We start from the raw sequence: 20,267 nt of genomic DNA on the forward strand, positions 1-20,267 counted from the left end.
TGATGGCGGATTCATTATTTTTTACGCCGTCCCGACAGTTGACTGTTGGAGAGGCGGCAGCTTTGACAGGTGCCGCTTTACGCAATCCTGAACAGAGTGCTTTGGTTATAGAGCATCTTTCTTCGCTTGATAATGCGGAGCCGGGCTCGCTGGTTTTTGTTGAAAACAGAAAATTTGCAAAAGCTTTGCGTGATAGTCGGGCACTTGCAGTTTTTTGTTCGGAAGACGTTGCTTCCAAAGTTCCTGATAATATTGCTACACTGGTAACGCCGTCGCCTCATCGCGATTTTGCGATGATCGGGCGTATTTTGTTTCCCACTGCTGCAAAGCCGGCACCATGGTTCGGCGAATATGGTATTTCCCCGCAAGCTTTTATTCATCCCGAAGCAAAGCTCGAAGAAGGTGTTACGGTAGAAGCCGGTGCCGTTATCGGGAGAGGCGCTGAAGTGGGGAGCGGCACACTTGTTTCTTCAACTGCTGTGATTGGTGAAAATTGCCGCGTGGGGAGAGAATGCTATATCGCGCCATCGGTTTCAATCCAGTATAGTTTCATAGGCAATCGTGTCCATCTCTATCCGGGGGTTAGAGTCGGGCAGGATGGATTCGGGTATGTTGGTGGTCCGGGCGGAATTGAAAAAATACCGCAACTTGGTCGGGTTATTATTCAGGATGACGTGGAAATAGGTGCCAATACAACGATTGATCGTGGTGCACTGAAAGATACGGTGATCGGTGAAGGTACAAAGATTGATAATCTTGTACAAATTGCCCACAATGTCCAGATCGGGCGCTATTGTCTTATTGCAGCGCATTGCGGAATCGCCGGCAGTTCCACGATAGGTGACATGACGCAGCTTGGCGGCAGTGTCGGTCTGGCAGATCATGTCAAAGTCGGGTCACATGTTCAGATTGCTGCTGCAAGCGGCGTTATGAATGATATACCCGATGGAGAAAAGTGGGGAGGAAGTCCCGCTCGACCTATTAAACAATGGTTCCGTGAAGTTGCAGCTCTTAGAAATATGACAAAGTTCAATAAGGAGAAATGACGAGATGAATGCTGCTGTCGAGAAAAACAGTTTGGAAGCAGTTGATATACGCAAGCTCTTGTCTATCTTGCCTCACCGCTATCCATTTCTCCTCATTGACCGCATTGTTGATATTGACGGCGATCGTTCGGCAACCGGTATCAAAAATGTTACGGTGAATGAACCACATTTTACCGGCCATTTTCCGGAAAATCCGATTATGCCGGGGGTGCTCATTATTGAAGCCATGGCTCAGACAGCAGGGGCAATTTCTTTGCTTGTGCAGGGAGATGAAAAACCCGGTGTTGTTTATCTCATGACAGTTGATAAAGCAAAATTCCGTAAACCGGTTGTCCCTGGCGATCAGTTAAAGCTCCATGTCAAGAAATTGAAACAACATGGTGGAATTAGGCGCTTTTCCTGCGTTGCAGAAGTTGACGGAAACCGTGTGGCGGAAGCGGAAGTCGCAGCTATGATTGCTGTTGGCGATAATAAAGAAGAATAGGATAATAGAATGGCCGGTGTTGAAATTCATCCAACTGCGATTGTCGAAAAAGGTGCGGAGCTTGGAACCGATGTCAGAATAGGGCCATTCTGTCACATTAGCAGCGACGCGGTCATTGGCGACAATTCTCGTCTACTCAGTCATGTCGTTATTATGGGACCTACTACATTGGGTGAAAATGGTCTTGTCTATCCGAATGCGGTACTGGGCGGGGATCCGCAAAACAACAAACACAAAGGTGGGCGCACCACTTTGGTTATCGGAAAAAATTGTATCATTCGGGAAGGTGTCACGATGCACCGCGGATCTGATACAAGTCGCGGAACAACGACCGTTGGCGATGATTGCGAATTTTTGGCTTATGCGCACGTTGCACATGATTGCGCTTTGGGAAATCATGTCACTTTTTCCAATAATGTAATGATCGGCGGACATGTTGTCATCGGTGATTATGTGATTATCGGTGGAGGCGGCGCGGTTCATCAATTTGTTCGTGTTGGCCATCATGCTTTTGTTGGCGGCTTGGCTGCATTGGTTGGCGATCTCATTCCCTATGGTTCTGCCATCGGTGTCCATGCATGGCTCGGAGGCTTGAATATTATCGGCATGAAAAGGTCGGGATTGCCGCATAAGGAAATTCATGCGGTGCGCCATGCTGTTCCCATGCTCTTTGACAGAACCAAACCGGTCAAGGAAAGAGCCATTGATGTGCGCAATGCTTATCCCGATTCAAAAGCTGTCATCGACATTATCGATTTTATTGAAGCCGATCACAAACGCGCTTTTTGCACGCCAAAACTGGAACATACCATTAGCAGCGACGACACTGGATATTGAATATGGGGAAGGGCGACACAAAACGTAGCCTTTCCGGTCGTACTGCTATCATTGCAGGTAATGGTGTATTACCTTTGGCTGTGGCCAAAGCCATTCAGGAAAGAGGCGAAAAACCGTTTCTGGTTCCCTTGAAAGGCGAGGCCGATTCGAGCCTTTATAATTTCGATCATTGCGAAATATCGGTCGTGCAACTGGCAAAATTGATAAAGGCTTTGAAAAAAGCCGACGTCAAGAACGTTATATTGGCTGGCGGCGTAAAAAGCAGACCGAATTTGACAGATTTGCGTCCGGATTGGACAACGATCTCGGCTTTGCCAAAATTATTCCGGGCGTTAGGGCAGGGTGATGATGCATTATTGAAAGCATTCATCAGTGTTGTGGAAAAATATGGATTTCATGTTGTTGGAGCGCATGAGGTTGTTCCGCAATTATTGGCACCGATAGGCTTTAACCTGACAAAAAAACGCGCCAATGATAAAAATTGGCGCGACATCATGTTGGCAGCAAAGGCTGCGGCGATATTGGGAAAACTTGATATTGGTCAGGGAGCAGTTGCAGTCAGAGGGCGTGTCGTGGCTGTCGAAGGGGCGGAGGGAACCGATAATATGTTACGTCGTATCAAGGAAATGCGTGAGGAAAAACGTATTCCGCCAATTGGCGGGGTGCTTGTAAAACGTACGAAGGCGCAACAGGATGAACGGGCCGATCTACCGACAATTGGTCCCGAAACGATTATCCGCGCCAAAGAATGTCTATTGGAGGGGGTTGCAGTCGAAGCCGGACGAACTTTCATTGTTTCATTGAAAGAAACGGTCGAGCAAGCCGACAAATCTTCGATGTTTATCGAAACTTTCGGAAAAAACGATTATGTCTGACGGTCGTTTGAAAATTGCTATCGTGGCGGGTGAAGAGTCTGGCGATCTTCTCGGTGCTGATCTTGTTTCGTCACTGGCGCGAAAGACGGGGCGAAATATCAAGCTGATCGGAGTTGGCGGCAGCCACCTTGAAGCACTTGGGCTAAAAAGCGTCTTTAATGTCGACGATATAGCATTAATGGGACTTGGAGCAGTCTTGAAAAAACTGCCGAAACTGATCCTCCATATTCATCGTTTGGCGCATTTTATTGCCGATGAAAAGCCCGATTGCCTCATTATCATTGACAGTCCCGATTTCACGCACCGTGTGGCAAAAAAAGTAAGGAAGCTTTCGCCGGAAATTCCGATTATAAAATATATTGCTCCATCTGTCTGGGCATGGCGTCCCGAACGGGCGAAAGCAATGTGTCCCTATATTGACCATGTCCTTGTCGTTTTGCCGTTTGAAAAACAGGTTATGCGCGATTTGCAAGGCCCGCCTGCAACTTATGTCGGGCATCGTCTGTTGACTTATCCGCCACTGGTAGCGATTGAAAAGTTGAGATCTTCTCGCATCGAGGAAGTGAAGCACGCACCAACAGTTGTGGTTTTACCGGGTTCGAGACATTTTGAAATTCGCGGTTTGATGCCGATATTCGGGCAAGCTTTGGAAATATTGAAAAAGCGCCGGCCGGATATAGAATTTGTTTTGCCTACATTGCCGCGTCTTGCCGATCAGGTACGAAAATTTGCAAGCGAATGGACGGTTAAAGTCAATATTGTTACCGGTGAGGATGAGAAATGGGCAGCGTTTGCCAAGGCCGACGCTGCTTTGGCAGCTTCAGGTACAGTATCGCTTGAATTGGCATTGGCCGATGTTCCAATGGTGCTCGGTTATAAAGCCGATCTGTTTTCAAAAACTTTTATTTTGCCCAGAGTGAAAGTGTGGAGTGCGGCTTTGCCCAATATCATCGCCGATCGACCGGTTGTGCCGGAATATTTTAACGAATTTTTGCGTCCGGGTATGCTTGCAAGACAAATTGAACAATTGGTTGCTGCCGGACCGGTGCGTCAGGCTCAACTTGACGGATTTTCTCTCATTAGGAAAACCATGGCAACCACCTTGCCATCAGGTGAAATTGCTTCACAAACCATTCTTAAATATCTGAAACAGAATTAATTATCTTACTGACATTATTGCCAAAACAACATTCGGTGCGCGTGCGGGACAAGTCATTCAACGCCTGCACCAACACAATCTTGCCGAATGAGCACGTCTATTGTGGCAAAACCGGAATGATTATTTGTTAAAATTGTATCAGGCGGGTATTGAAGTGGGTTTAAAGGCGAGATTTGAGTGTAGGGATAGCCTGAAATGCCGCTTCAACCAATGTGGCTGAAGCTTGGCTCAGGTTGGGACCAAGAGTTCTCACCTGTAAACAGCTCAATGTTTGATTTTTGCCAGAAATTCCTTGGCTCGTTGATTATCAGGATTGGTGAAAAATTTATCGGGCGTTGTGTCTTCGATGATTTTACCATTTTCCAGAAACAGTACGCGTTCCGAAACTTCACGGGCAAAACCCATCTCGTGTGTTACACAAAGCATAGTCATGCCGGTGTCGGCAAGCTTGACGATAACATCGAGAACTTCGCCAACCATTTCCGGATCAAGAGCAGAGGTCGGTTCGTCGAATAACATAACTTTCGGTTCCATACAGAGCGCACGAGCAATGGCAACGCGTTGCTGTTGGCCACCTGACAATTGCGAGGGATATTTTTCGCTGTGCGTTTCGATACCCACTTTGCTCAGATAAGTCATGGCACGTTCTTTTGCTTGTTCTTTTGTAAGCCCCTGAACAGTCATTGGCGCAAGAATACAATTTTGCATGACTGTCATATGCGGAAACAAATTGAAGTGCTGAAATACCATGCCCACTTCGCGAAGAACTTTTTTCTGTTCCGGTTGAGGGGCACTCATTATATCGACGCCATAAATGTCGATGCTTCCTTGTTCGGGGATTTCAAGCTGGTTTATGCAGCGTATAAGTGTCGATTTGCCGGAACCGGAAGGCCCACATAGAACAATTCGTTCTCCAGCTTTAACATCAAGCGAAATATCGTAAAGTGCCTGAAATTCGCCGTACCATTTGTTCAATCCTTCAATGACGATAACATGTTCACCTTCTGTGTTTGTGTCGTTCGTTTGCTGAACTGCCGTCATTGCAGTTGTTCTCCGTTTCTATCTTGTAAAACGTGTTAGACTGAATAGATTGGGTGATGTCAATGGTTGTTCGCCCGTCATCATTCCGGCGAGCAATTTTCCACTGACAGGCCCCAGCGTCAATCCATGATGTGCGTGACCGAAATTGAGCCAAAGCCCATGATGTTTCGGAGCTTTTCCGATCACCGGCCGCATATCGGAAAGGCAAGGGCGTTCACCCAGCCATGGGCGGGCTTCGATAGGGTCGCCGAGCGGAAAAATGCTTTTGGCAATTTTTTCCACGCGCTTTATCTGTGTCCAATAGGCCGGCGCTTCCGGATTTGCAAATTCGATTCCTGTGGTCAAGCGAATTCCCTGACGCATCGGTGCAAGAACAAAGCCTGAAACCGGATCACAGATGGAATGGGCAAGAGACGTGTTTTGATCGACCTTCCGGTAATGGATGTGATAACCGCGCTTGATAGCGAAAGGAATATGATGATAACCGAACCGGTTCAGAAACCGAACCGACTGTGCACCGAGTGCAACAACAATATCGGGCGCAGAAACAGAGTGTCCCTGATCTTCGATCTGCCATGTGCCGTCGTTGTTTTTTGTTTTGAATGCATCGAGTTTTAAAAAAGATCCGCCCTGTTTTATAAAATAATTTGCATAAGCGGCAGTAAGACCATCCGGATCATTGACGGTTTTCGGGTCAAGCCAATGAATAGCACCGATCATTGCCGAACTGATGAATGGCACTCTTTCCTGCAATTTTTGCCGGTCGAGAATATCATAGGCAAGATGAAAACGTTGAAGTGTCAGAAGATGTTTTTTCGCTTCGTTGAACGCTTTCTCCGTATGGTAAATTTCCAACCAGCCTTTCGGTTCGATGAAAGACGTTGCTCCTGTTTTTGCGGCAAGAAAGTCATGTTCTTTGACACTATTTTCTATGAGTGGCAACATAGCCTGAGTGGCAATTTCAAGGTTCTTCTGTGACGATTGTTGCCAGAACCTGAAAAGCCAGGGGGCTATTTTTAGTAAATAGGTCCAGTCAAATCTGACATCCGGTTGCCGGTTCAAGGCATAGGCAAGAAGGCGGGAAAATTCTCTTGGGAAATGATAGGGGATGACGCTGGAGCGTTCAATCAGTCCCGCATTGCCGTAACTTGTTCCTTGTCCGGGGTCTTTTTTATCGACGAGACAGACATTATACCCTTTGAATTGAAGATGTAGAGCCGTGCATACGCCGACAATTCCCGCACCAAGTACGATAACATCAAATTTTTCCATTCAAACTACGTCCCGCAAGTCTCTTTTCAAAAAAAACGGAATCTAACGTAAATGCCGTGTCAGTCGACGTTCCGTTATGCCGATTGCGCGTCGAACCACTTCGACAATGAGCAGATAGAGCACCGCTGCCCAGATATAGACCTGAAAATCGAATGTGCGTGAGTATGCGAGTTTGGCTACTCCCATGATGTCGTAAACAGTCACAAGAGATGCGACAGCGCTGGCTTTGACCATAAGGATGAATTCGTTTCCGAGCGGGCGCAATGCCATAATCATGGATTGCGGCAAGATGACACGGATAAATGTGGTTCTTCCGTCAAGCCCCAAAGCTTTTGCCGCTTCATATTGACCGGTTGGTACAGATTGCATACTGCCGCGGAAGATTTCTGCCTGATAGCCAGCCGTGTTGAGTGCAAAAATCAATAAACAACACCACCACGAACTTTGGAAAAACCACCACAACCCGACGCTTTTCCATAGTTCGGTAAAAGACCCGATTCCATAGTAAAACAAAAACAACTGGGCAAGTAACGGCGAACCACGAAAAAACAGAATGTAAATTCGCGCAGGGATACGCAATGCCGAATATTTAGAGCGCACGGCAAGCGTTATGAAAATGCTCAAGAAAAAACCGGCGGTGTAGGAAAGCGCTACAAGCTTGATTGTGACAAAAAAACCGTCGACAAATTTCCAACCATAACGGGTCAATATATCCGGATTAACAAGAAAATGTAAAAAGTCGGGTATCATCATGCCGAAACCTTTTCATAACAGGCATTGGCACGCTTTTCCATAAAACGGATAATGAAAGAAGAGATTGCCGAAAAGATAAGATAAATGACACAGGCGGTCGAATAAAAGAACATCGGCTGTTTTGTTGCGGCCACTGCCAGATTGGTCTGACGCATAATATCGACAAGAGTAATGGTTGAAACCAGCGACGTATCTTTGAGAAGTGTCAGCCAATTGTTGGAAAGACCGGGCAGGGCATTGCGCGCCAACTGCGGTAAAATCACGCGAAAAAATGTTGTCGCGCGTGAAAGGCTCAGCGCTTTTGCCGCTTCATATTGGCCGCTATCCAGTACTTTGAAAGCACCAAGCCAGACTTCACAGGAAAAAGCTGCAAATACTGTTCCGAGTGCCAAAACGCCGGCAAAAAAGGCATTGACTGAAAATTCGGCATTTATATTGAAATGCGCCATGAGGGTTTGCACCAAGGTTTGTAATCCGTAATAGACCAGAAACAATGTGAGCAATTCCGGCAAGCCGCGGAATATTGCCGAAAAAACAGTGGCAACAAGCTGAAAAATCTTCACATCCGACTGAATCATCATGGCACAGACAAGGCCAAGGGGAAGACCAAGCGGCAGGCAGCAAAGCGCGAGCGACAATGTTACCCCCGCACCGGACAACATAACGATTCCCCAACCGCCACTGCCAAAAGAAAGCAATGACAAATATTCGATCATGAAAAAGCTCCGGCTATGTGTGGACAGCAGTCGATTGGATCGTTCACTACACTAAGACAATGCACGATCAATAGACATCGAACTGAAAATATTTTTTGGCTATTTTTTCGTAAGTCCCATCGGCTCTGATTTCGTCAATAGCTTTATTCAAGCGTGCTTTCAATTCATCCGAATTTTTCCGGATAGCGATGGCAACCGGTTCATTCGTTCCATCAAGCTCGCCCAGGACTTTGCAGCAATCTTTCCCTTCGTTTTCCAACCAGCTCATCAACGGGTATTTGTCATGGACAATGCCGTCGAGACGATTATTGAGCAAATCGCTATTCGCATCGTCGGCGGTTGGATAGAGTTTTATTTCAGCACCGGCAGGGCCATAGTTATCTTCTGCGTAATTGGCCTGGGCTGTACCGGCCTGTGCGCCGATGGTTTTACCCTTCATAGACTGGGGATCGACATCCTTGATGTCGGAATCCTTGCGAACCGCGACTGCAAGTTTTGTCGTGTAATACCGGTTTGTAAAATCGACCTTTTGCCTGCGTTCTTCCGTGGGAATCATGGAAGCAATGATGCCGTCATATTTTTTTGCAAGCAGCCCCGGAATGATGCCGTCCCAATCCTGTGCGGTGACAATGCATTCAACTTTCATTTTGTCGCATAGTGCATAAGCAATATCGATGTCAAAGCCATGAAGCTTGTTGTCGGAATCAACATAATTGAATGGCGGATAGGCCCCTTCACTTGCCAATCGCAAACTTTCTGCCTGTGCAGAGAAGCTGATAAAAAGGCTACCCAATATGAGTCCGGCTGCTAGAACTTTCATGTCTCGCTCCTATTTTGTTCTGCTTGAAACGGTTCCACATTCGTTAGTCTTAACGCGATCTTTTTGTGAAGGGCAACGGAAAAACGTTAATCCACTGATATATCAGGTAGAAAAGCGGGTTTTCCCAAGCCCAGTTGCAAAGTTTTGCTAAAAAGAAGAAATTTTGCGAAAAATCTTTATTAAACACAGGAACAATTCATCGCAGCAATCTATGCCCCGCATTGATGACATAGACTGTGGCGATCGATCCGGAACACATAGTATCGGCATTTGAAAACGGCGGGATTGGCGTAGAAAGCGGCAAGAAAGAATGGCTTGAAAAATTGCCGGTAGCCTATGCCAAAGAGAACATGCATTACCTGACCGGATCTGACAAAACATTATATAAAGCCGGTTATAACAGGCAATGCAATGTTGAATAAATAACGCATAAATAAAACGGGTAATGAAACAATGGATAACTCTGAAACCGAACGCTATTGAAAGTCTAGTTTCTCCCCATTAGCATTGTTGTTTATGAATGTTGATAACATTTTGTTATGGTGTCATGCGACGGGAAGGGGATTGCTACTTTGACGTTCTTTAACGAAGTCTATCAATAATTGCAAAGCTTCCTTACGTACGGGTTTTCGGTAAACGAGCTCGAAATCATATTCCCCTGAAAGCAATGGATGTGCGTCAAGCTTGATTCCGGAGGGGCAATTATAACGCGATATACTGGAGATAAATGTGTAGCCAAGGCCGCTTAATACCATTCCGAGACATGAATTGAAATCGGTCGCACAGGTGACAATGTCGGGACTGAAATTGGCTTTCCGGCATTCGACAAACAGGAAATCATAAAATTCGGGCGACATTTCACGCGGGAAAAACAGACATTTTTCATTTTCGAGTGATTTGAGTGCTTTATTGTTTTTGAAAATTCTACTTTCTGAATGACTGGCAATCAGAAGTTTGCAACGGGCAAGCAAAATGCCTGCTTTTGTTGTGTCGGCTTTCAACCGCCATGCCATAAAACCGGCATCAAGCGTTCCTTTGGTGAGCCGCTCCGATTGACCGACGGCGAGCGTCGGTTCGAGTGAAAGGTTTATATCGGGATAGCATTTACAAAAATCTTCGATAATTCCGACAACCAAAGGATTCCACGTATATGTCGGGGCAATGCCGATATGGAGTGTTTCCCTGACACCACTTGCTCTTCTGACGTTTGTAACCGCCAGATTGAGCGCTTGCATGATAGTCGAACTATCCTGCAATAATTGTTCTCCGGCTTTGGTCAGCTCGATACCCTTTTGCCGACGGATAAAGAGTTTTGCGCCAAGGTTTCTTTCCAGTTCCTTGATCTGGCGACTTAATGCCGGTTGCACAATAAAAAGACGCCTAGCAGCTTCGGAAATGCTGCCATATTGCGCAATAGCTTGAAAATAGCGGATCTGCTTTATATCCAATATTGACCAATCCCTTACATGAAACACTTTTACCCAATGACTCTACAAACAGTAGATGTCCATACTTTTTTGTTATGGCTTTTATTATGAAATAACAATCGAGAATTGGTTATGTTTCCGGTATTTTATCGCATGAGCCAGTTTGTAAGGAGAATTTATGCAAGACGCCCAAGCCCGAATGAAAAATCCGAACGAAGTGGAAAACCCGACAGTTTCCAGAAAAGTAATCATTGCTGCGGTGATCGGGGGAATGCTGGAATGGTATGATTTCGGCGCTTATGCACTTTTCGCCTATGTCATTTCCGATCAGTTTTTCCCGACGGGGAATCCGACCGTATCCATGTTATTGACATTTATTACATTTGCTATCGGCTTTTTAACGCGTCCGCTTGGAGCCGTTGTGCTTGGCATTTATTCCGATCGCGTCGGGAGAAAATCCGCACTTTCTCTAACAATGATTCTGATGGCTGTCGGCATGGGTATCATTGCGATATGCCCGACTTATGAACATATCGGCATTCTGGCGCCGATTATTATTGTGATTGCCCGTCTTATACAGGGTATTTCGGCAGGTGGTGAAATCGGTTCGGCTTTGTCAATCTTGGTGGAAACCGCTCCCGCTAATAAGCGCGGTCAATTTGCCGCCTGGCAGCAGGTCAGCCAAACCGGTGCTTTTCTTGTGGCTGGTATCATCGGTTGGGGTATTACCGCATTTCTGCCACGGGAAGACGTTGCTCTTTGGGGATGGCGCGTCGCTTTCGCTTTCGGGATGCTGGTTGCGCCTGTCGGCTTTTACGTTCGCCGCCAGATTGACGAATCTCCGGCATTTCTGGCCGAACGGGAAAAAACTGTTAAAGAGCATGTGCCGTTTACGATTCTGCTCAAGAACAGTTGGAAACCGTTATTGATCGGTATCGGCATTGTTATGATCTGGACAGTGACGAGCAAAACAGCAAGCTCCTTCATGGCAACTTACGCCATTAATAATCTGCATATGGCTTTGACTTCGCCTTATCTCGGCATGATAGTGGTGGGCGTAGTGTTATTATTCTGTCCGATTGTCGGTGCCTGGTCTGATGTTGTCGGCAGGCGGCCGATTATGATCGGCGCAGCAATAGCCATTCTTGTTTTTGCCTATCCGTCATTCTGGATATTATCGGCTTATCCGAATTTATGGGTACTTATCGGCCAGCAATTCTTTTATGCTGTTTTGATGGTGCTTTATACAGCACCCGCTTCCGCAGCTTTATCCGAACTCTTTCCGACAGCCTTTCGCTCGTCCGGTATTGCGCTTTCCTATAATATAGCGGTCACAATTTTCGGTGGCTTTTCTGCGGCAATATCTACCGCTCTTATCGGTATAACCGGAGACAATAGAGCAATCGCCTATTATATCATGTTCGCCGCTTTTGTGAGTATTATTGCGCTTTTCTATGCTGGTAAAATATTGAAAATGAAATAGGAGAAAAATCTGTTACGTTTTTTCATAAGGCGCAACAGATATAATCGAAAATGATAGAAGATAGTCGTGAAGTCGCCCATGCCATCAAGGCGTATTTGCCGGAAATGACCGAGTTGCGACATCAAATCCATTCTAACCCTGAAACAGGTTTTGAGGAAAAGGCTACATCGGCCATTGTCGGTAAATTGCTTCAGGAATGGGGTTATGAATTGTCGCACCTTGCCGGAACCGGCATTGTTGCGACTTTGAAAGCAGGCGAGGGGAAAAAAACGCTCGGTCTTCGTGCCGATATGGATGCTCTACCGGTCAATGAACAGACAGGATTGCCCTATGCCAGCAAAAATGCCGGAAAAATGCATGCATGCGGCCACGACGGGCATACGTCCAGCCTGTTGACGGCAGCGCGCTATCTTGCGCGCACAAAACAGTTTTCCGGAACGCTTCATCTTATTTTTCAACCGGCAGAAGAAGGCCTTGGCGGCGCGCGGCGCATGGTTGATGAAGGAATTTTCGACAAATTCCCGTGTGATGCCATATTCGGCTATCATAATGTGCCCGGTATTCCGGCCGGTAATTTCTGTTTTATACCGGGGGCTGCAACCGCCGCTTCCGACCGTGCAAGAATTATCATCAAAGGAAAAAGCGGACACGGAGCCCAACCCGAAACGGCGATTGATCCTATTGTTGTCGGTGCGGCTATTGTCAGTTCGTTGCAAACCATTGTTTCGCGCAACGTCTCGCCGTTGCAATCTGCCGTTGTGACAGTTGCAAGTTTTCATGCCGGTGAAGCCTATAACATTATTCCGGCAACGGCCGAATTGAAACTTACAATCCGCAGCTATGATGAAAAAATACGCAATCTTTTAGAAAAACGCATTAGGGAAATTGTCGAATTTCAGGCCAATGTGTTCGGTGCAAAATGCGAAATTGATTATTTTCGTCTCAATCCGGCATGCGAGAATGATAAAGCTTTAACAGAATTTGCACGCCGCGTTGCTGAAGAAGCATTCGGTAAGGAGGCTATAGAAGAACGTTCACAACCCTTTACGTTTAGCGAAGATTTTTCCTACATGCTTCAGAAAAAACAGGGCTGCTATCTCTTTATCGGCAACGGGAACACAGCAAATCTGCATAGCGACCATTATAATTTCAACGATGAATTGTTATTGCGGGCAAGCACTTACTGGGTTCGACTTGTGGAAAGTTATCTCTGTTGAGAAATTTCATTATCCATTAGCGTTCTATCGCCGATTTCAGAAATAGAATTCCAATCTCATTCAATGACAGAACGGCAGAAGGGTGTTCATTCGGTTATTCCGGTATTTTTAATCTCGAATGCCGGAATAATCGATTTTCTGTCGATCGAATAGATGCAACAACATACAGTGTTTTTTCAGCCGACTTATAGCGCTTTATTCCTGTCAGCATCGAAAGACTTCCCAACAATGAATATCCGGTCTTGATTTTTTGAAGCGTATTTTCTTGACGATAAACGATTGCGTTTCTGCTTCAATAAATTGAAAAATCAAAGAAATAGGCACGCAAAGCCCGTGAAAAATCGTGAACCGGCAAAATTTCCTTCCGGAGTTTTCGATTAGGAATAATAGCTTTTAAAGCGTTATTTATTGTTGAAACCGTGTTTCAAAGGCGCGGGATGTCTATTCCCTTGAGCGACAAGAATCTGTTATCAAAGCTTTATGAAAAACTATCTCGACCTTCTGTCTTATGTTCTCGTCAACGGTATTGACCGTTCCGATCGGACCGGAACCGGTACGCGTTCTGTATTTGGTTACCAGATGCGATTTAATCTTGCCGACGGCTTTCCGCTGCTGACAACCAAAAAGCTTCATGTCCGCTCGATTATCTATGAGTTGTTGTGGTTTTTGCGGGGTGATACCAATATCAAATGGCTGAACGAACACGGCGTATCCATCTGGAATGAATGGGCGGATGAAAACGGTGATCTTGGGCCGGTTTACGGTTATCAATGGCGGTCATGGCCATGCCCTGATGGTCGTCATATTGACCAGATAGCCAAGCTTGTCGATATGATTATCAAGACACCTTATTCGCGCCGTTTGATTGTTTCAGCCTGGAATCCTGCGCTGGTCGACGAGATGGCTTTGCCTCCTTGCCATTGTATGTTCCAGTTTTATGTTGCGGACGGAAAATTGTCTTGCCAACTCTATCAACGTTCGGCCGATATATTTCTCGGAGTACCTTTCAATATTGCTTCATACGCCTTGCTAACAATGATGATTGCCCAAGTCACCGGTCTGAAAGCGGGAGATTTCGTCCACACATTCGGCGACGCCCATCTTTATTCCAACCATTTCGAGCAAGCAAAGCTGCAACTCACGCGAAAACCCTTGCCATTGCCAACCATGAAACTCAATCCCGATGTCAAAGATCTCTTCAAATTTCAATATGAGGATTTTTCACTCGAAAACTATGTAGCCGCGCCACATATCAAAGCACCGGTGGCCGTGTAATGGCGAAGATCAGTCTTATTGTTGCTGTTGCGGAAAATGGCGTGATTGGTCGTGATGGAACAATGCCATGGCGCTTGTCGACGGATTTGAAGAGATTTAAAGCGCTCACCATCGGTCATCCGGTGGTTATGGGGCGTAAAACATGGGATTCTCTAAAAAAGCCACTGCCGGAGCGCGCCAATATTGTTATCACCCGCGATAAATCTTTTGCCGGAAATGGTGCAATTGTGACGCATTCTTTTTCCGAAGCCCGCCAAATAGCCGAGGCGGAAGCGGATAAAACAAAGACGGACGAAATTTTTATCATCGGAGGAGGGGCAATCTTCAAGGAATTTTTGCCCTTTGCCGATCGCATGTATATCACGGAAATACTTGCGGCTGTCGAGGGAGATACATTTTTTCCGACTTTTGATCCGCAAAATTGGCGCGCTTTGTCGAGTGAAATGGTACCGGAAGGGTCGAAAGACACATTTCCTACCAGATTTGTTGTCTATGAACGCCAATAAGTTTTAAAAAAAGGACAATTGGTCGATCATTGCGTTGAAACGTGATGTCGACATCCCTATAACAGTGGAACGATAAATATTGCGCAAATGTTGCGCTGAGCAAGAGGTGATTATGCCCTGGAGCAATCAGAATGGCGGCGGCCCCTGGGGAGGCGGCGGAAATAATGGTGGAAGCCCGTGGAGTGGTGGCGGAAACGACAATGGCAGCAATAAAAACCCGTGGGGGAAAAAGCCGCTCGGTTCGGGTGGCAATGGCGGCGGAAATAATGGCGGCAACGGTCCCGATATTGACGATATTTTACGCAAAGGTCAGGATACGCTCAAGCAATTCGGCGGTGGTGCCATTGTCCTTGTCATAATCATCGTTGCAATCATATTCTGGCTTTTTCAATGTTTCTATATTGTCCAGCAGAATGAGCAAGCTGTCGAATTGCGGTTCGGTGTGCCGAAACCCGGCATTATCAATGACGGCCTTCACTTCCATTTCTGGCCAATCGAAAATTATTTGAAGGTACCGCTCACTGAAAAGTCGATCGCAATAGGTGGCAAACCCGGCCAACCCCAGCAGAGCGACGGGTTGATGCTATCAAGCGACCAGAATATCGTTTATGTAAATTTTTCAGTATATTATCGCATTTCGGAACCTGATAGATACCTCTTCAATGTCAACGAGCAGGAAGGAACCGTTCGTCAGGTTGCCGAAAGCGCCATGCGCGAAGTTATCGGTCGGCGTCCTGTTGATGATGTTTTGCGCGATAAGAAGGAAGAGGTCGCGGATAATGTGAAAAAAATTATCCAGTCGACTGTTGATAAGTATCAGCTGGGTGTTCAAATCAATCGTGTTTCGATCAGTGAGGCAGCTCCGCCTACGAAAGTTGCTGCTGCGTTCAATTCTGTTCAGCAAGCCGAACAGGAACGGGGGCGCATGATTGAAGAAGGTAATCGGGTGCGTTTCCAGAAATTGGGACAAGCCAATGGTGAGGCCTCAAAAGCGCGCGAGGTTGCGAAAGGTGAAAAGGCGCAGACTGTGGAAGAGGCCAAAGGTCGTGCAGAACGATTTGAAGCGATTTCCCATGAAGCCGCGGTTTCACCGGAAGCAAGCCGTTATCGCCTCTATATGGAAACAATCGGAAATATTCTGAATGCGCCGAATAAACTTGTAATCGATCAAAAAAATGGTGGTCCTGTGTCTTATCTGCCTTTGAATGAATTGATGTCGGGGCAAAACAAATCGCCGGCAACTTCTAGCGCAACAAAGTCTTCCCCTTCCGACTCTGATAAGACAGGAGGTCAGCAATAATGCAACAAAACCGTTTGTTCATTGGCCTTGGTGTCATTATCGTCGTATTGTTGGCAATCTGGATGTCGGTGTTTATCGTCTATCCACGTCAACAGATTGCCGTCAAACGTTTCGGACAGATCGTAAGAGTTGAACAGGAACCGGGGCTATATTTCAAAACGCCCTTTATCGACCAGACAGTGATTATCGATAATCGTCTGTTGCGGTATGATGTCCCGACACAGTCTGTTCAGGTTCGTGGCGGTGCTTATTATGAAGTCGATGCCTTCTTCATCTATCGTATCACCGATCCCAAACTGTTCTTGCAACGCATCAGCTCCGGCCGTCCGCAAGTCGCAGCCGAAGAAAACCTTGCCCCGCGTTTTATAGATGCACTACGTGCAGTTTACGGAAAACGTGAGTTCAAAGCGGCTCTTTCTGATGAACGCGGAGCCATGATGGAAGAAGTCCAACAACAATTTTCTGCTGATGCCGGTTCACTCGGTATTACAATTGTTGATGTGAGAATTCGCAAGACCGATTTGACAGATGCCGTATCGGAAGATGTCTATCGCCAAATGGCGGCTGAACGCGAGGCTGCAGCTGAAAATATTCGCGCACGTGGCCAGCAGGAACGCGATCGCATTGTCGCGGAAGCCAATCGTGAATATGAAGAAATCGTTGCTGCTGCCAAGCGTGATGCCGAAATCACCCGCGGTGAAGGGCAGGCAGAAAGTATCCGTTTGTTACTGGAAGCAAGGAAAACCAATCCGTCATTTTATGATTTCTGGTTGGCAATGGAAAATTATAAGAAGTTGAAAACCACTCCGATGGTGATTTCGCCTAACGAGGATTTCTTCTATTATTTCCACAATCCGCTGGCTACCGGTAAAATTAATTCACCGGCAAACAACTAATGAGCTTGTTGGTTACGGCTTTCGGGCTTGTTCTGTTTATCGAGGGGCTTGTTTATGCAGGCTTTCCGGGACTTGTAAAAAAGATGGCGTCACAAATACATGTGACGCCTGAACATATTTTACGGATAAGCGGTTTTTGCGCGATGCTTATCGGTTTAATTATTGTATGGCTTTCGCGATCGTAAATGATAGGATAAAAGCCAAACATTATTAAAAGGGATAAAGGTTGTTTTAGGTAAAATTCGGTCTTTCCCCTTAGCTTGAAAATGTTTTAAACGGTTTGAGCCTCGTTGTTTTGGTCGCTCTCGGATGGGATGCTAATATGTTGTTAAAGCGCTTTATGCTAGCTGTCGTTCTTTGTTCGGCATTCGGGTTTTCTCATTCCGAAAGTTTTGCAGAAGTCGCGCTTGAACATAAAGCACCGGAATCGGTAGCAAATCTTGCTTCCGGATTACTTGATGCAGTTGTCAATATTTCTACGTCGCAGACGGTGAAAGGCACCGAGCAGGGTGACAAGACGGCTTTGCCCAAAGTGGAAGAGGGTGCACCGTTTCAGGAGTATTTCAACGACTTTTTTTCACCCAAAAATGACAAGAGCGAGTTGAATCAATCAAGGAAAGTTCAATCGCTCGGCTCGGGTTTTGTTATTGATGCCGAAAAAGGACTCATCGTTACCAATAATCACGTTATCGCCGATGCCGATGAAATCGAGGTCAATTTCACTGACGGCTCCAAGCTCAAAGCCAAACTCTTAGGCAAGGATGCCAAGACCGATCTTGCTCTCTTGCAAGTCGATCCAAAGGCAAAAAAGCTTACTGCGGTTTCGTTCGGTGACTCGGATAATGCGCGTATTGGCGATTGGGTGATGGCCATAGGTAACCCGTTCGGTCTTGGTGGAACAGTCACCGTGGGTATTATTTCCGCACGAAATCGCGATATTAGCGCTGGCCCCTATGATGATTTTATCCAGACGGATGCGGCCATAAATCGCGGCAATTCCGGCGGGCCACTATTTGATATGAATGGCAAGGTTATCGGCATCAATACCGCGATCATATCACCATCCGGCGGTTCGATCGGTATCGGTTTTGCTATTCCCTCCGATATGGCAACCAGTGTCCTTGACCAATTGAAAGAGTTTGGCGAAACAAGGCGCGGTTCGCTTGCGATAAGAATACAACCGGTAACACAGGAAATTGCTGATAGTCTTAAATTGCCGAAAGCCCAGGGCGCGCTGGTTGCCGGAAAAATCGACGACAAAACAGTCGATAACTCCCAGTTAAAAGATGGCGATGTTATTATCCGCTTTGGTAACCACGCTATCAAAGACGCCCGTGAACTGCCACGGATTGTTGCAGAAAGCCCTGTGGGCAAGATTGTTGATGTAACAATTCTTCGTAATGGTCAGGAAAAAAGTGTGAAAGTCAAGCTTGGTCGTTTGAAGGAAAAAGAAGTAGAAAGCGACTCGTCCGCAGACAATGACCATGAAGGCGGCAATAAGAAGGCCGATGAGGCGGATACCATCCATGCAATGGGCATGACGTTGTCGGAAATAACGGACGAATTGCGTAAACGCTACCATATCAAGGATGGTGTTAACGGCGTACTTGTCACAGCGGTTTCGCCGAATAGTGCCGCCGATGAAAAGCGTATCCGTGCAGGTGAGGTTATTGTAGACATTAACCAGCAGCTTGTTAAAACGCCAGAAGATGTTTCCAAGCAATTGGAGCAATTGCGCGCCAACGGTCGTAAAAACGCCTTGTTAATGGTTGCGGGTGAAGATGGTGAATTGCGTTTTGTGACCTTGCGGCTTGATTGAAAATCCGCTCTTGAGCAGAAATATCGGCAATTTGCATCACAATCGGTAAGCAACTGACCGCGACTTGGCCATCTCATTGACCGCTAGAATGATTGACAACAACCGGATTATAAAAATGGCTATACGGAGTTTCTTTTTCGGAAACTTCTAAGCATAAAACCCTGTTCGTATAGGGGTTAGATCAATATTTTTGAATTCAACAACACAAGTTCCGATAGGGTATATTTTGATTTATCGACAAAAAAGATGTTTTTGTCCCGCGTGCCTTACAAAATTCTGTCCGGTTTTGTTGAGTAAATTCAACGTGTTTTGGAAATATTTTACCAGATTGGATGAGGGGCGAGTTCAGTAATATACCCTAGCTGTTTTTAGTTGCCCGTTTTATCGAATAATGTCCAAAACATCGGATATGCGATAATTCAGCTTGCTTTCATTCGACAAAGTCCGATTTACGATAGCCTTGCAAATAAAGAAGGGCCGTCAGATCACCGTAATCAATGCGAATGGAAGCGGCTTCTGCAACAATCGGTTTCGCATGAAGAGCAACGCCGGAGCCTGCGCGTTGAAGCATTGCAAGGTCATTGGCACCATCTCCGACCGCCATCGCATCATCGGGCGAGATGTGTAACCGTTCACAGAGTTCTTCCAATTTTTCAAGTTTTGCTTGTTTGCCTAAAATAGGTTCGTTCACCCGTCCTGCGAGATGATCTCCTTCGACGACGAGTTCATTGGCATTATGTTCGTCAAAACCGATGGCACTTGCAATTTTCGAGGTAAAAAGTGTAAAGCCACCGGAAACAAGTGCTGTATAGGCGCCATTTTTACGCATGGTGGCAATCAGTGCTTTGCCGCCATTTGCCAGTGTGATGCGCTTTTCAATCACATCGTCTATGATCGACAATGGCAGCCCTTTTAATAAAGCGACACGTTCACGAAGCGCCGGTTCAAACGCAATTTCACCATTCATTGCACGTTTCGTTATGTCGGAAATATAGTCGCGCAAGCCCGCAACATCGGCTAGCTCGTCGATGCATTCCTGACCGATCATGGTTGAGTCCATATCGGCGATCAGAAGTTTCTTTCGCCTGTTGTCTTGTCGTTGAACAGCAACATCCACAGCTTCGCCGTGAAGGGTGTTTCGTAAAGTGGCTTGTGCTTCATCCGGCGCGATATTGTTATTCAACGGGATGTCGCAGGCTATTCCATCACAAAGCCAATAGACATTGCTTGCATTAATGCTATCAGTGGCTTTATCAACGAGCTGTGGTGTCAATACCGGTTTTTCGGGATTGGCGATCAACGTGGCTACAAGTAACTCGCTATGGGACATGGAAAACTCCG

General features: G+C 46.3%; 21 protein-coding genes. 14 read left to right on the plus strand and 7 right to left on the minus strand.

The features are described from left to right. Positions 1 to 2 precede the first annotated feature (2 nt). The 5 genes from lpxD to lpxB are packed head-to-tail and all read left to right on the plus strand — an operon-like array spanning position 3 to position 4,401. Positions 3 to 1,046, plus strand: a complete 1,044-nt coding sequence (lpxD, locus tag BBC0122_RS05125; RefSeq protein ID WP_077991899.1) for a UDP-3-O-(3-hydroxymyristoyl)glucosamine N-acyltransferase — start codon at positions 3 to 5, stop codon at positions 1,044 to 1,046. A 4-nt stretch (positions 1,047 to 1,050) separates the two neighbouring features. Then, positions 1,051 to 1,530: a 3-hydroxyacyl-ACP dehydratase FabZ gene (fabZ, locus tag BBC0122_RS05130; protein WP_077991901.1), complete on the plus strand. Its 480-nt coding sequence runs from the start codon at positions 1,051 to 1,053 to the stop codon at positions 1,528 to 1,530. 9 nt (positions 1,531 to 1,539) lie between these two features. Then, positions 1,540 to 2,367 (plus strand): acyl-ACP--UDP-N-acetylglucosamine O-acyltransferase, encoded by an 828-nt coding sequence (lpxA, locus tag BBC0122_RS05135; RefSeq protein WP_077991902.1) that lies wholly within the window; start codon positions 1,540 to 1,542, stop codon positions 2,365 to 2,367. 2 nt (positions 2,368 to 2,369) lie between these two features. Then, positions 2,370 to 3,242 (plus strand): LpxI family protein, encoded by an 873-nt coding sequence (locus BBC0122_RS05140; RefSeq protein ID WP_077991904.1) that lies wholly within the window; start codon positions 2,370 to 2,372, stop codon positions 3,240 to 3,242. After that, the gene (gene lpxB, locus BBC0122_RS05145; protein ID WP_077991906.1) at positions 3,235 to 4,401 is read left to right on the plus strand and encodes a lipid-A-disaccharide synthase; all 1,167 of its coding nucleotides are present in this window, start codon (positions 3,235 to 3,237) and stop codon (positions 4,399 to 4,401) included. The genes BBC0122_RS05140 and lpxB overlap by 8 nt, the downstream gene beginning before the upstream one ends. Before the next feature lie 264 nt (positions 4,402 to 4,665). Here the strand turns inward: lpxB and BBC0122_RS05150 are convergent, their stop codons facing one another. The 5 genes from BBC0122_RS05150 to BBC0122_RS05170 all read right to left on the minus strand — a co-directional run bounded on the left by BBC0122_RS05150 (position 4,666) and on the right by BBC0122_RS05170 (position 9,003). Beyond that, the gene (locus BBC0122_RS05150; RefSeq protein ID WP_077991907.1) at positions 4,666 to 5,442 is read right to left on the minus strand and encodes an amino acid ABC transporter ATP-binding protein; all 777 of its coding nucleotides are present in this window, start codon (positions 5,440 to 5,442) and stop codon (positions 4,666 to 4,668) included. Between the two features lie 18 nt (positions 5,443 to 5,460). Continuing rightward, positions 5,461 to 6,714, minus strand: a complete 1,254-nt coding sequence (locus BBC0122_RS05155) for an NAD(P)/FAD-dependent oxidoreductase (RefSeq protein ID WP_077991909.1) — start codon at positions 6,712 to 6,714, stop codon at positions 5,461 to 5,463. Positions 6,715 to 6,756: 42 nt separating this feature from the next. Then, positions 6,757 to 7,464: an ABC transporter permease gene (locus BBC0122_RS05160; protein WP_077994512.1), complete on the minus strand. Its 708-nt coding sequence runs from the start codon at positions 7,462 to 7,464 to the stop codon at positions 6,757 to 6,759. Continuing rightward, complete coding sequence (locus tag BBC0122_RS05165; protein WP_077991911.1) at positions 7,464 to 8,183, minus strand: ABC transporter permease; 720 nt, start codon at positions 8,181 to 8,183, stop codon at positions 7,464 to 7,466. The genes BBC0122_RS05160 and BBC0122_RS05165 overlap by 1 nt, the downstream gene beginning before the upstream one ends. 67 nt (positions 8,184 to 8,250) lie before the next feature. Next, positions 8,251 to 9,003 (minus strand): transporter substrate-binding domain-containing protein, encoded by a 753-nt coding sequence (locus BBC0122_RS05170; protein ID WP_077991915.1) that lies wholly within the window; start codon positions 9,001 to 9,003, stop codon positions 8,251 to 8,253. A 236-nt stretch (positions 9,004 to 9,239) separates the two neighbouring features. Between BBC0122_RS05170 and BBC0122_RS05175 the strand changes: the two genes are divergently transcribed. After that, positions 9,240 to 9,425, plus strand: coding sequence for a hypothetical protein (locus tag BBC0122_RS05175; protein ID WP_077991918.1), 186 nt, complete (start codon positions 9,240 to 9,242; stop codon positions 9,423 to 9,425). A gap of 123 nt (positions 9,426 to 9,548) precedes the next feature. Here BBC0122_RS05175 and BBC0122_RS05180 read toward each other — a convergent pair whose 3' ends face one another. Beyond that, entirely contained in the window at positions 9,549 to 10,451 is a 903-nt protein-coding gene (locus BBC0122_RS05180) for a LysR family transcriptional regulator (RefSeq protein WP_188318085.1), read from the minus strand. A gap of 157 nt (positions 10,452 to 10,608) precedes the next feature. Here BBC0122_RS05180 and BBC0122_RS05185 point away from each other — a divergent pair, with 157 nt between their 5' ends. The 8 genes from BBC0122_RS05185 (at position 10,609) to BBC0122_RS05220 (ending at position 18,926) form a co-directional block, all read left to right on the plus strand. After that, on the plus strand, positions 10,609 to 11,913 hold the full coding sequence (locus BBC0122_RS05185; RefSeq protein ID WP_077991922.1) for an MFS transporter: 1,305 nt from the start codon (positions 10,609 to 10,611) through the stop codon (positions 11,911 to 11,913). A 50-nt stretch (positions 11,914 to 11,963) separates the two neighbouring features. Next, positions 11,964 to 13,130 (plus strand): M20 aminoacylase family protein, encoded by a 1,167-nt coding sequence (locus BBC0122_RS05190; RefSeq protein WP_198240585.1) that lies wholly within the window; start codon positions 11,964 to 11,966, stop codon positions 13,128 to 13,130. Positions 13,131 to 13,610: 480 nt separating this feature from the next. Then, entirely contained in the window at positions 13,611 to 14,405 is a 795-nt protein-coding gene (locus BBC0122_RS05195) for a thymidylate synthase (RefSeq protein WP_077991924.1), read from the plus strand. Continuing rightward, positions 14,405 to 14,911, plus strand: coding sequence for a dihydrofolate reductase (locus BBC0122_RS05200; protein ID WP_077991925.1), 507 nt, complete (start codon positions 14,405 to 14,407; stop codon positions 14,909 to 14,911). Before BBC0122_RS05195 ends, BBC0122_RS05200 begins: the two co-directional genes overlap by 1 nt. A gap of 112 nt (positions 14,912 to 15,023) precedes the next feature. Continuing rightward, complete coding sequence (gene hflK, locus BBC0122_RS05205) at positions 15,024 to 16,211, plus strand: FtsH protease activity modulator HflK (protein ID WP_077991927.1); 1,188 nt, start codon at positions 15,024 to 15,026, stop codon at positions 16,209 to 16,211. Next, positions 16,211 to 17,107, plus strand: coding sequence for a protease modulator HflC (gene hflC, locus BBC0122_RS05210; RefSeq protein ID WP_077991928.1), 897 nt, complete (start codon positions 16,211 to 16,213; stop codon positions 17,105 to 17,107). The genes hflK and hflC overlap by 1 nt, the downstream gene beginning before the upstream one ends. Continuing rightward, the gene (locus tag BBC0122_RS05215) at positions 17,107 to 17,292 is read left to right on the plus strand and encodes a DUF2065 domain-containing protein (protein WP_077991929.1); all 186 of its coding nucleotides are present in this window, start codon (positions 17,107 to 17,109) and stop codon (positions 17,290 to 17,292) included. The genes hflC and BBC0122_RS05215 overlap by 1 nt, the downstream gene beginning before the upstream one ends. 155 nt (positions 17,293 to 17,447) lie before the next feature. Beyond that, a complete protein-coding gene (locus BBC0122_RS05220) occupies positions 17,448 to 18,926 on the plus strand; it encodes a Do family serine endopeptidase (RefSeq protein ID WP_225868154.1) in 1,479 nt (492 codons plus the stop codon). 430 nt (positions 18,927 to 19,356) lie between these two features. On the opposite strand, the gene serB is transcribed toward BBC0122_RS05220, so the two are convergent. Next, entirely contained in the window at positions 19,357 to 20,256 is a 900-nt protein-coding gene (gene serB / locus BBC0122_RS05225) for a phosphoserine phosphatase SerB (RefSeq protein ID WP_077991931.1), read from the minus strand. Positions 20,257 to 20,267 lie beyond the last annotated feature (11 nt).

Origin of the sequence: Ditibartonella choladocola, assembly GCF_002007565.1 — a bacterium.
GTDB classification, from domain to species: Bacteria; Pseudomonadota; Alphaproteobacteria; order Rhizobiales; family Rhizobiaceae; genus Bartonella; species Bartonella choladocola.

What these genes read in the sequence shown, in the direction of transcription:
- lpxB (WP_077991906.1), top strand. Translation starts at nt 3,235, where the DNA reads ATGTCTGACGGTCGTTTGAAAATTGCTATCGTGGCGGGTGAAGAGTCT.
- fabZ (WP_077991901.1), top strand. Translation starts at nt 1,051, where the DNA reads ATGAATGCTGCTGTCGAGAAAAACAGTTTGGAAGCAGTTGATATACGC.
- BBC0122_RS05155 (WP_077991909.1), bottom strand. Translation starts at nt 6,714, where the DNA reads ATGGAAAAATTTGATGTTATCGTACTTGGTGCGGGAATTGTCGGCGTA.
- hflC (WP_077991928.1), top strand. Translation starts at nt 16,211, where the DNA reads ATGCAACAAAACCGTTTGTTCATTGGCCTTGGTGTCATTATCGTCGTA.
- BBC0122_RS05140 (WP_077991904.1), top strand. Translation starts at nt 2,370, where the DNA reads ATGGGGAAGGGCGACACAAAACGTAGCCTTTCCGGTCGTACTGCTATC.
- BBC0122_RS05150 (WP_077991907.1), bottom strand. Translation starts at nt 5,442, where the DNA reads ATGACGGCAGTTCAGCAAACGAACGACACAAACACAGAAGGTGAACAT.
- BBC0122_RS05195 (WP_077991924.1), top strand. Translation starts at nt 13,611, where the DNA reads ATGAAAAACTATCTCGACCTTCTGTCTTATGTTCTCGTCAACGGTATT.
- hflK (WP_077991927.1), top strand. Translation starts at nt 15,024, where the DNA reads ATGCCCTGGAGCAATCAGAATGGCGGCGGCCCCTGGGGAGGCGGCGGA.
- BBC0122_RS05190 (WP_198240585.1), top strand. Translation starts at nt 11,964, where the DNA reads ATGATAGAAGATAGTCGTGAAGTCGCCCATGCCATCAAGGCGTATTTG.
- BBC0122_RS05160 (WP_077994512.1), bottom strand. Translation starts at nt 7,464, where the DNA reads ATGATACCCGACTTTTTACATTTTCTTGTTAATCCGGATATATTGACC.
- BBC0122_RS05220 (WP_225868154.1), top strand. Translation starts at nt 17,448, where the DNA reads ATGCTAGCTGTCGTTCTTTGTTCGGCATTCGGGTTTTCTCATTCCGAA.
- BBC0122_RS05200 (WP_077991925.1), top strand. Translation starts at nt 14,405, where the DNA reads ATGGCGAAGATCAGTCTTATTGTTGCTGTTGCGGAAAATGGCGTGATT.
- lpxD (WP_077991899.1), top strand. Translation starts at nt 3, where the DNA reads ATGGCGGATTCATTATTTTTTACGCCGTCCCGACAGTTGACTGTTGGA.
- serB (WP_077991931.1), bottom strand. Translation starts at nt 20,256, where the DNA reads ATGTCCCATAGCGAGTTACTTGTAGCCACGTTGATCGCCAATCCCGAA.
- BBC0122_RS05215 (WP_077991929.1), top strand. Translation starts at nt 17,107, where the DNA reads ATGAGCTTGTTGGTTACGGCTTTCGGGCTTGTTCTGTTTATCGAGGGG.
- BBC0122_RS05185 (WP_077991922.1), top strand. Translation starts at nt 10,609, where the DNA reads ATGCAAGACGCCCAAGCCCGAATGAAAAATCCGAACGAAGTGGAAAAC.
- BBC0122_RS05165 (WP_077991911.1), bottom strand. Translation starts at nt 8,183, where the DNA reads ATGATCGAATATTTGTCATTGCTTTCTTTTGGCAGTGGCGGTTGGGGA.
- BBC0122_RS05170 (WP_077991915.1), bottom strand. Translation starts at nt 9,003, where the DNA reads ATGAAAGTTCTAGCAGCCGGACTCATATTGGGTAGCCTTTTTATCAGC.
- lpxA (WP_077991902.1), top strand. Translation starts at nt 1,540, where the DNA reads ATGGCCGGTGTTGAAATTCATCCAACTGCGATTGTCGAAAAAGGTGCG.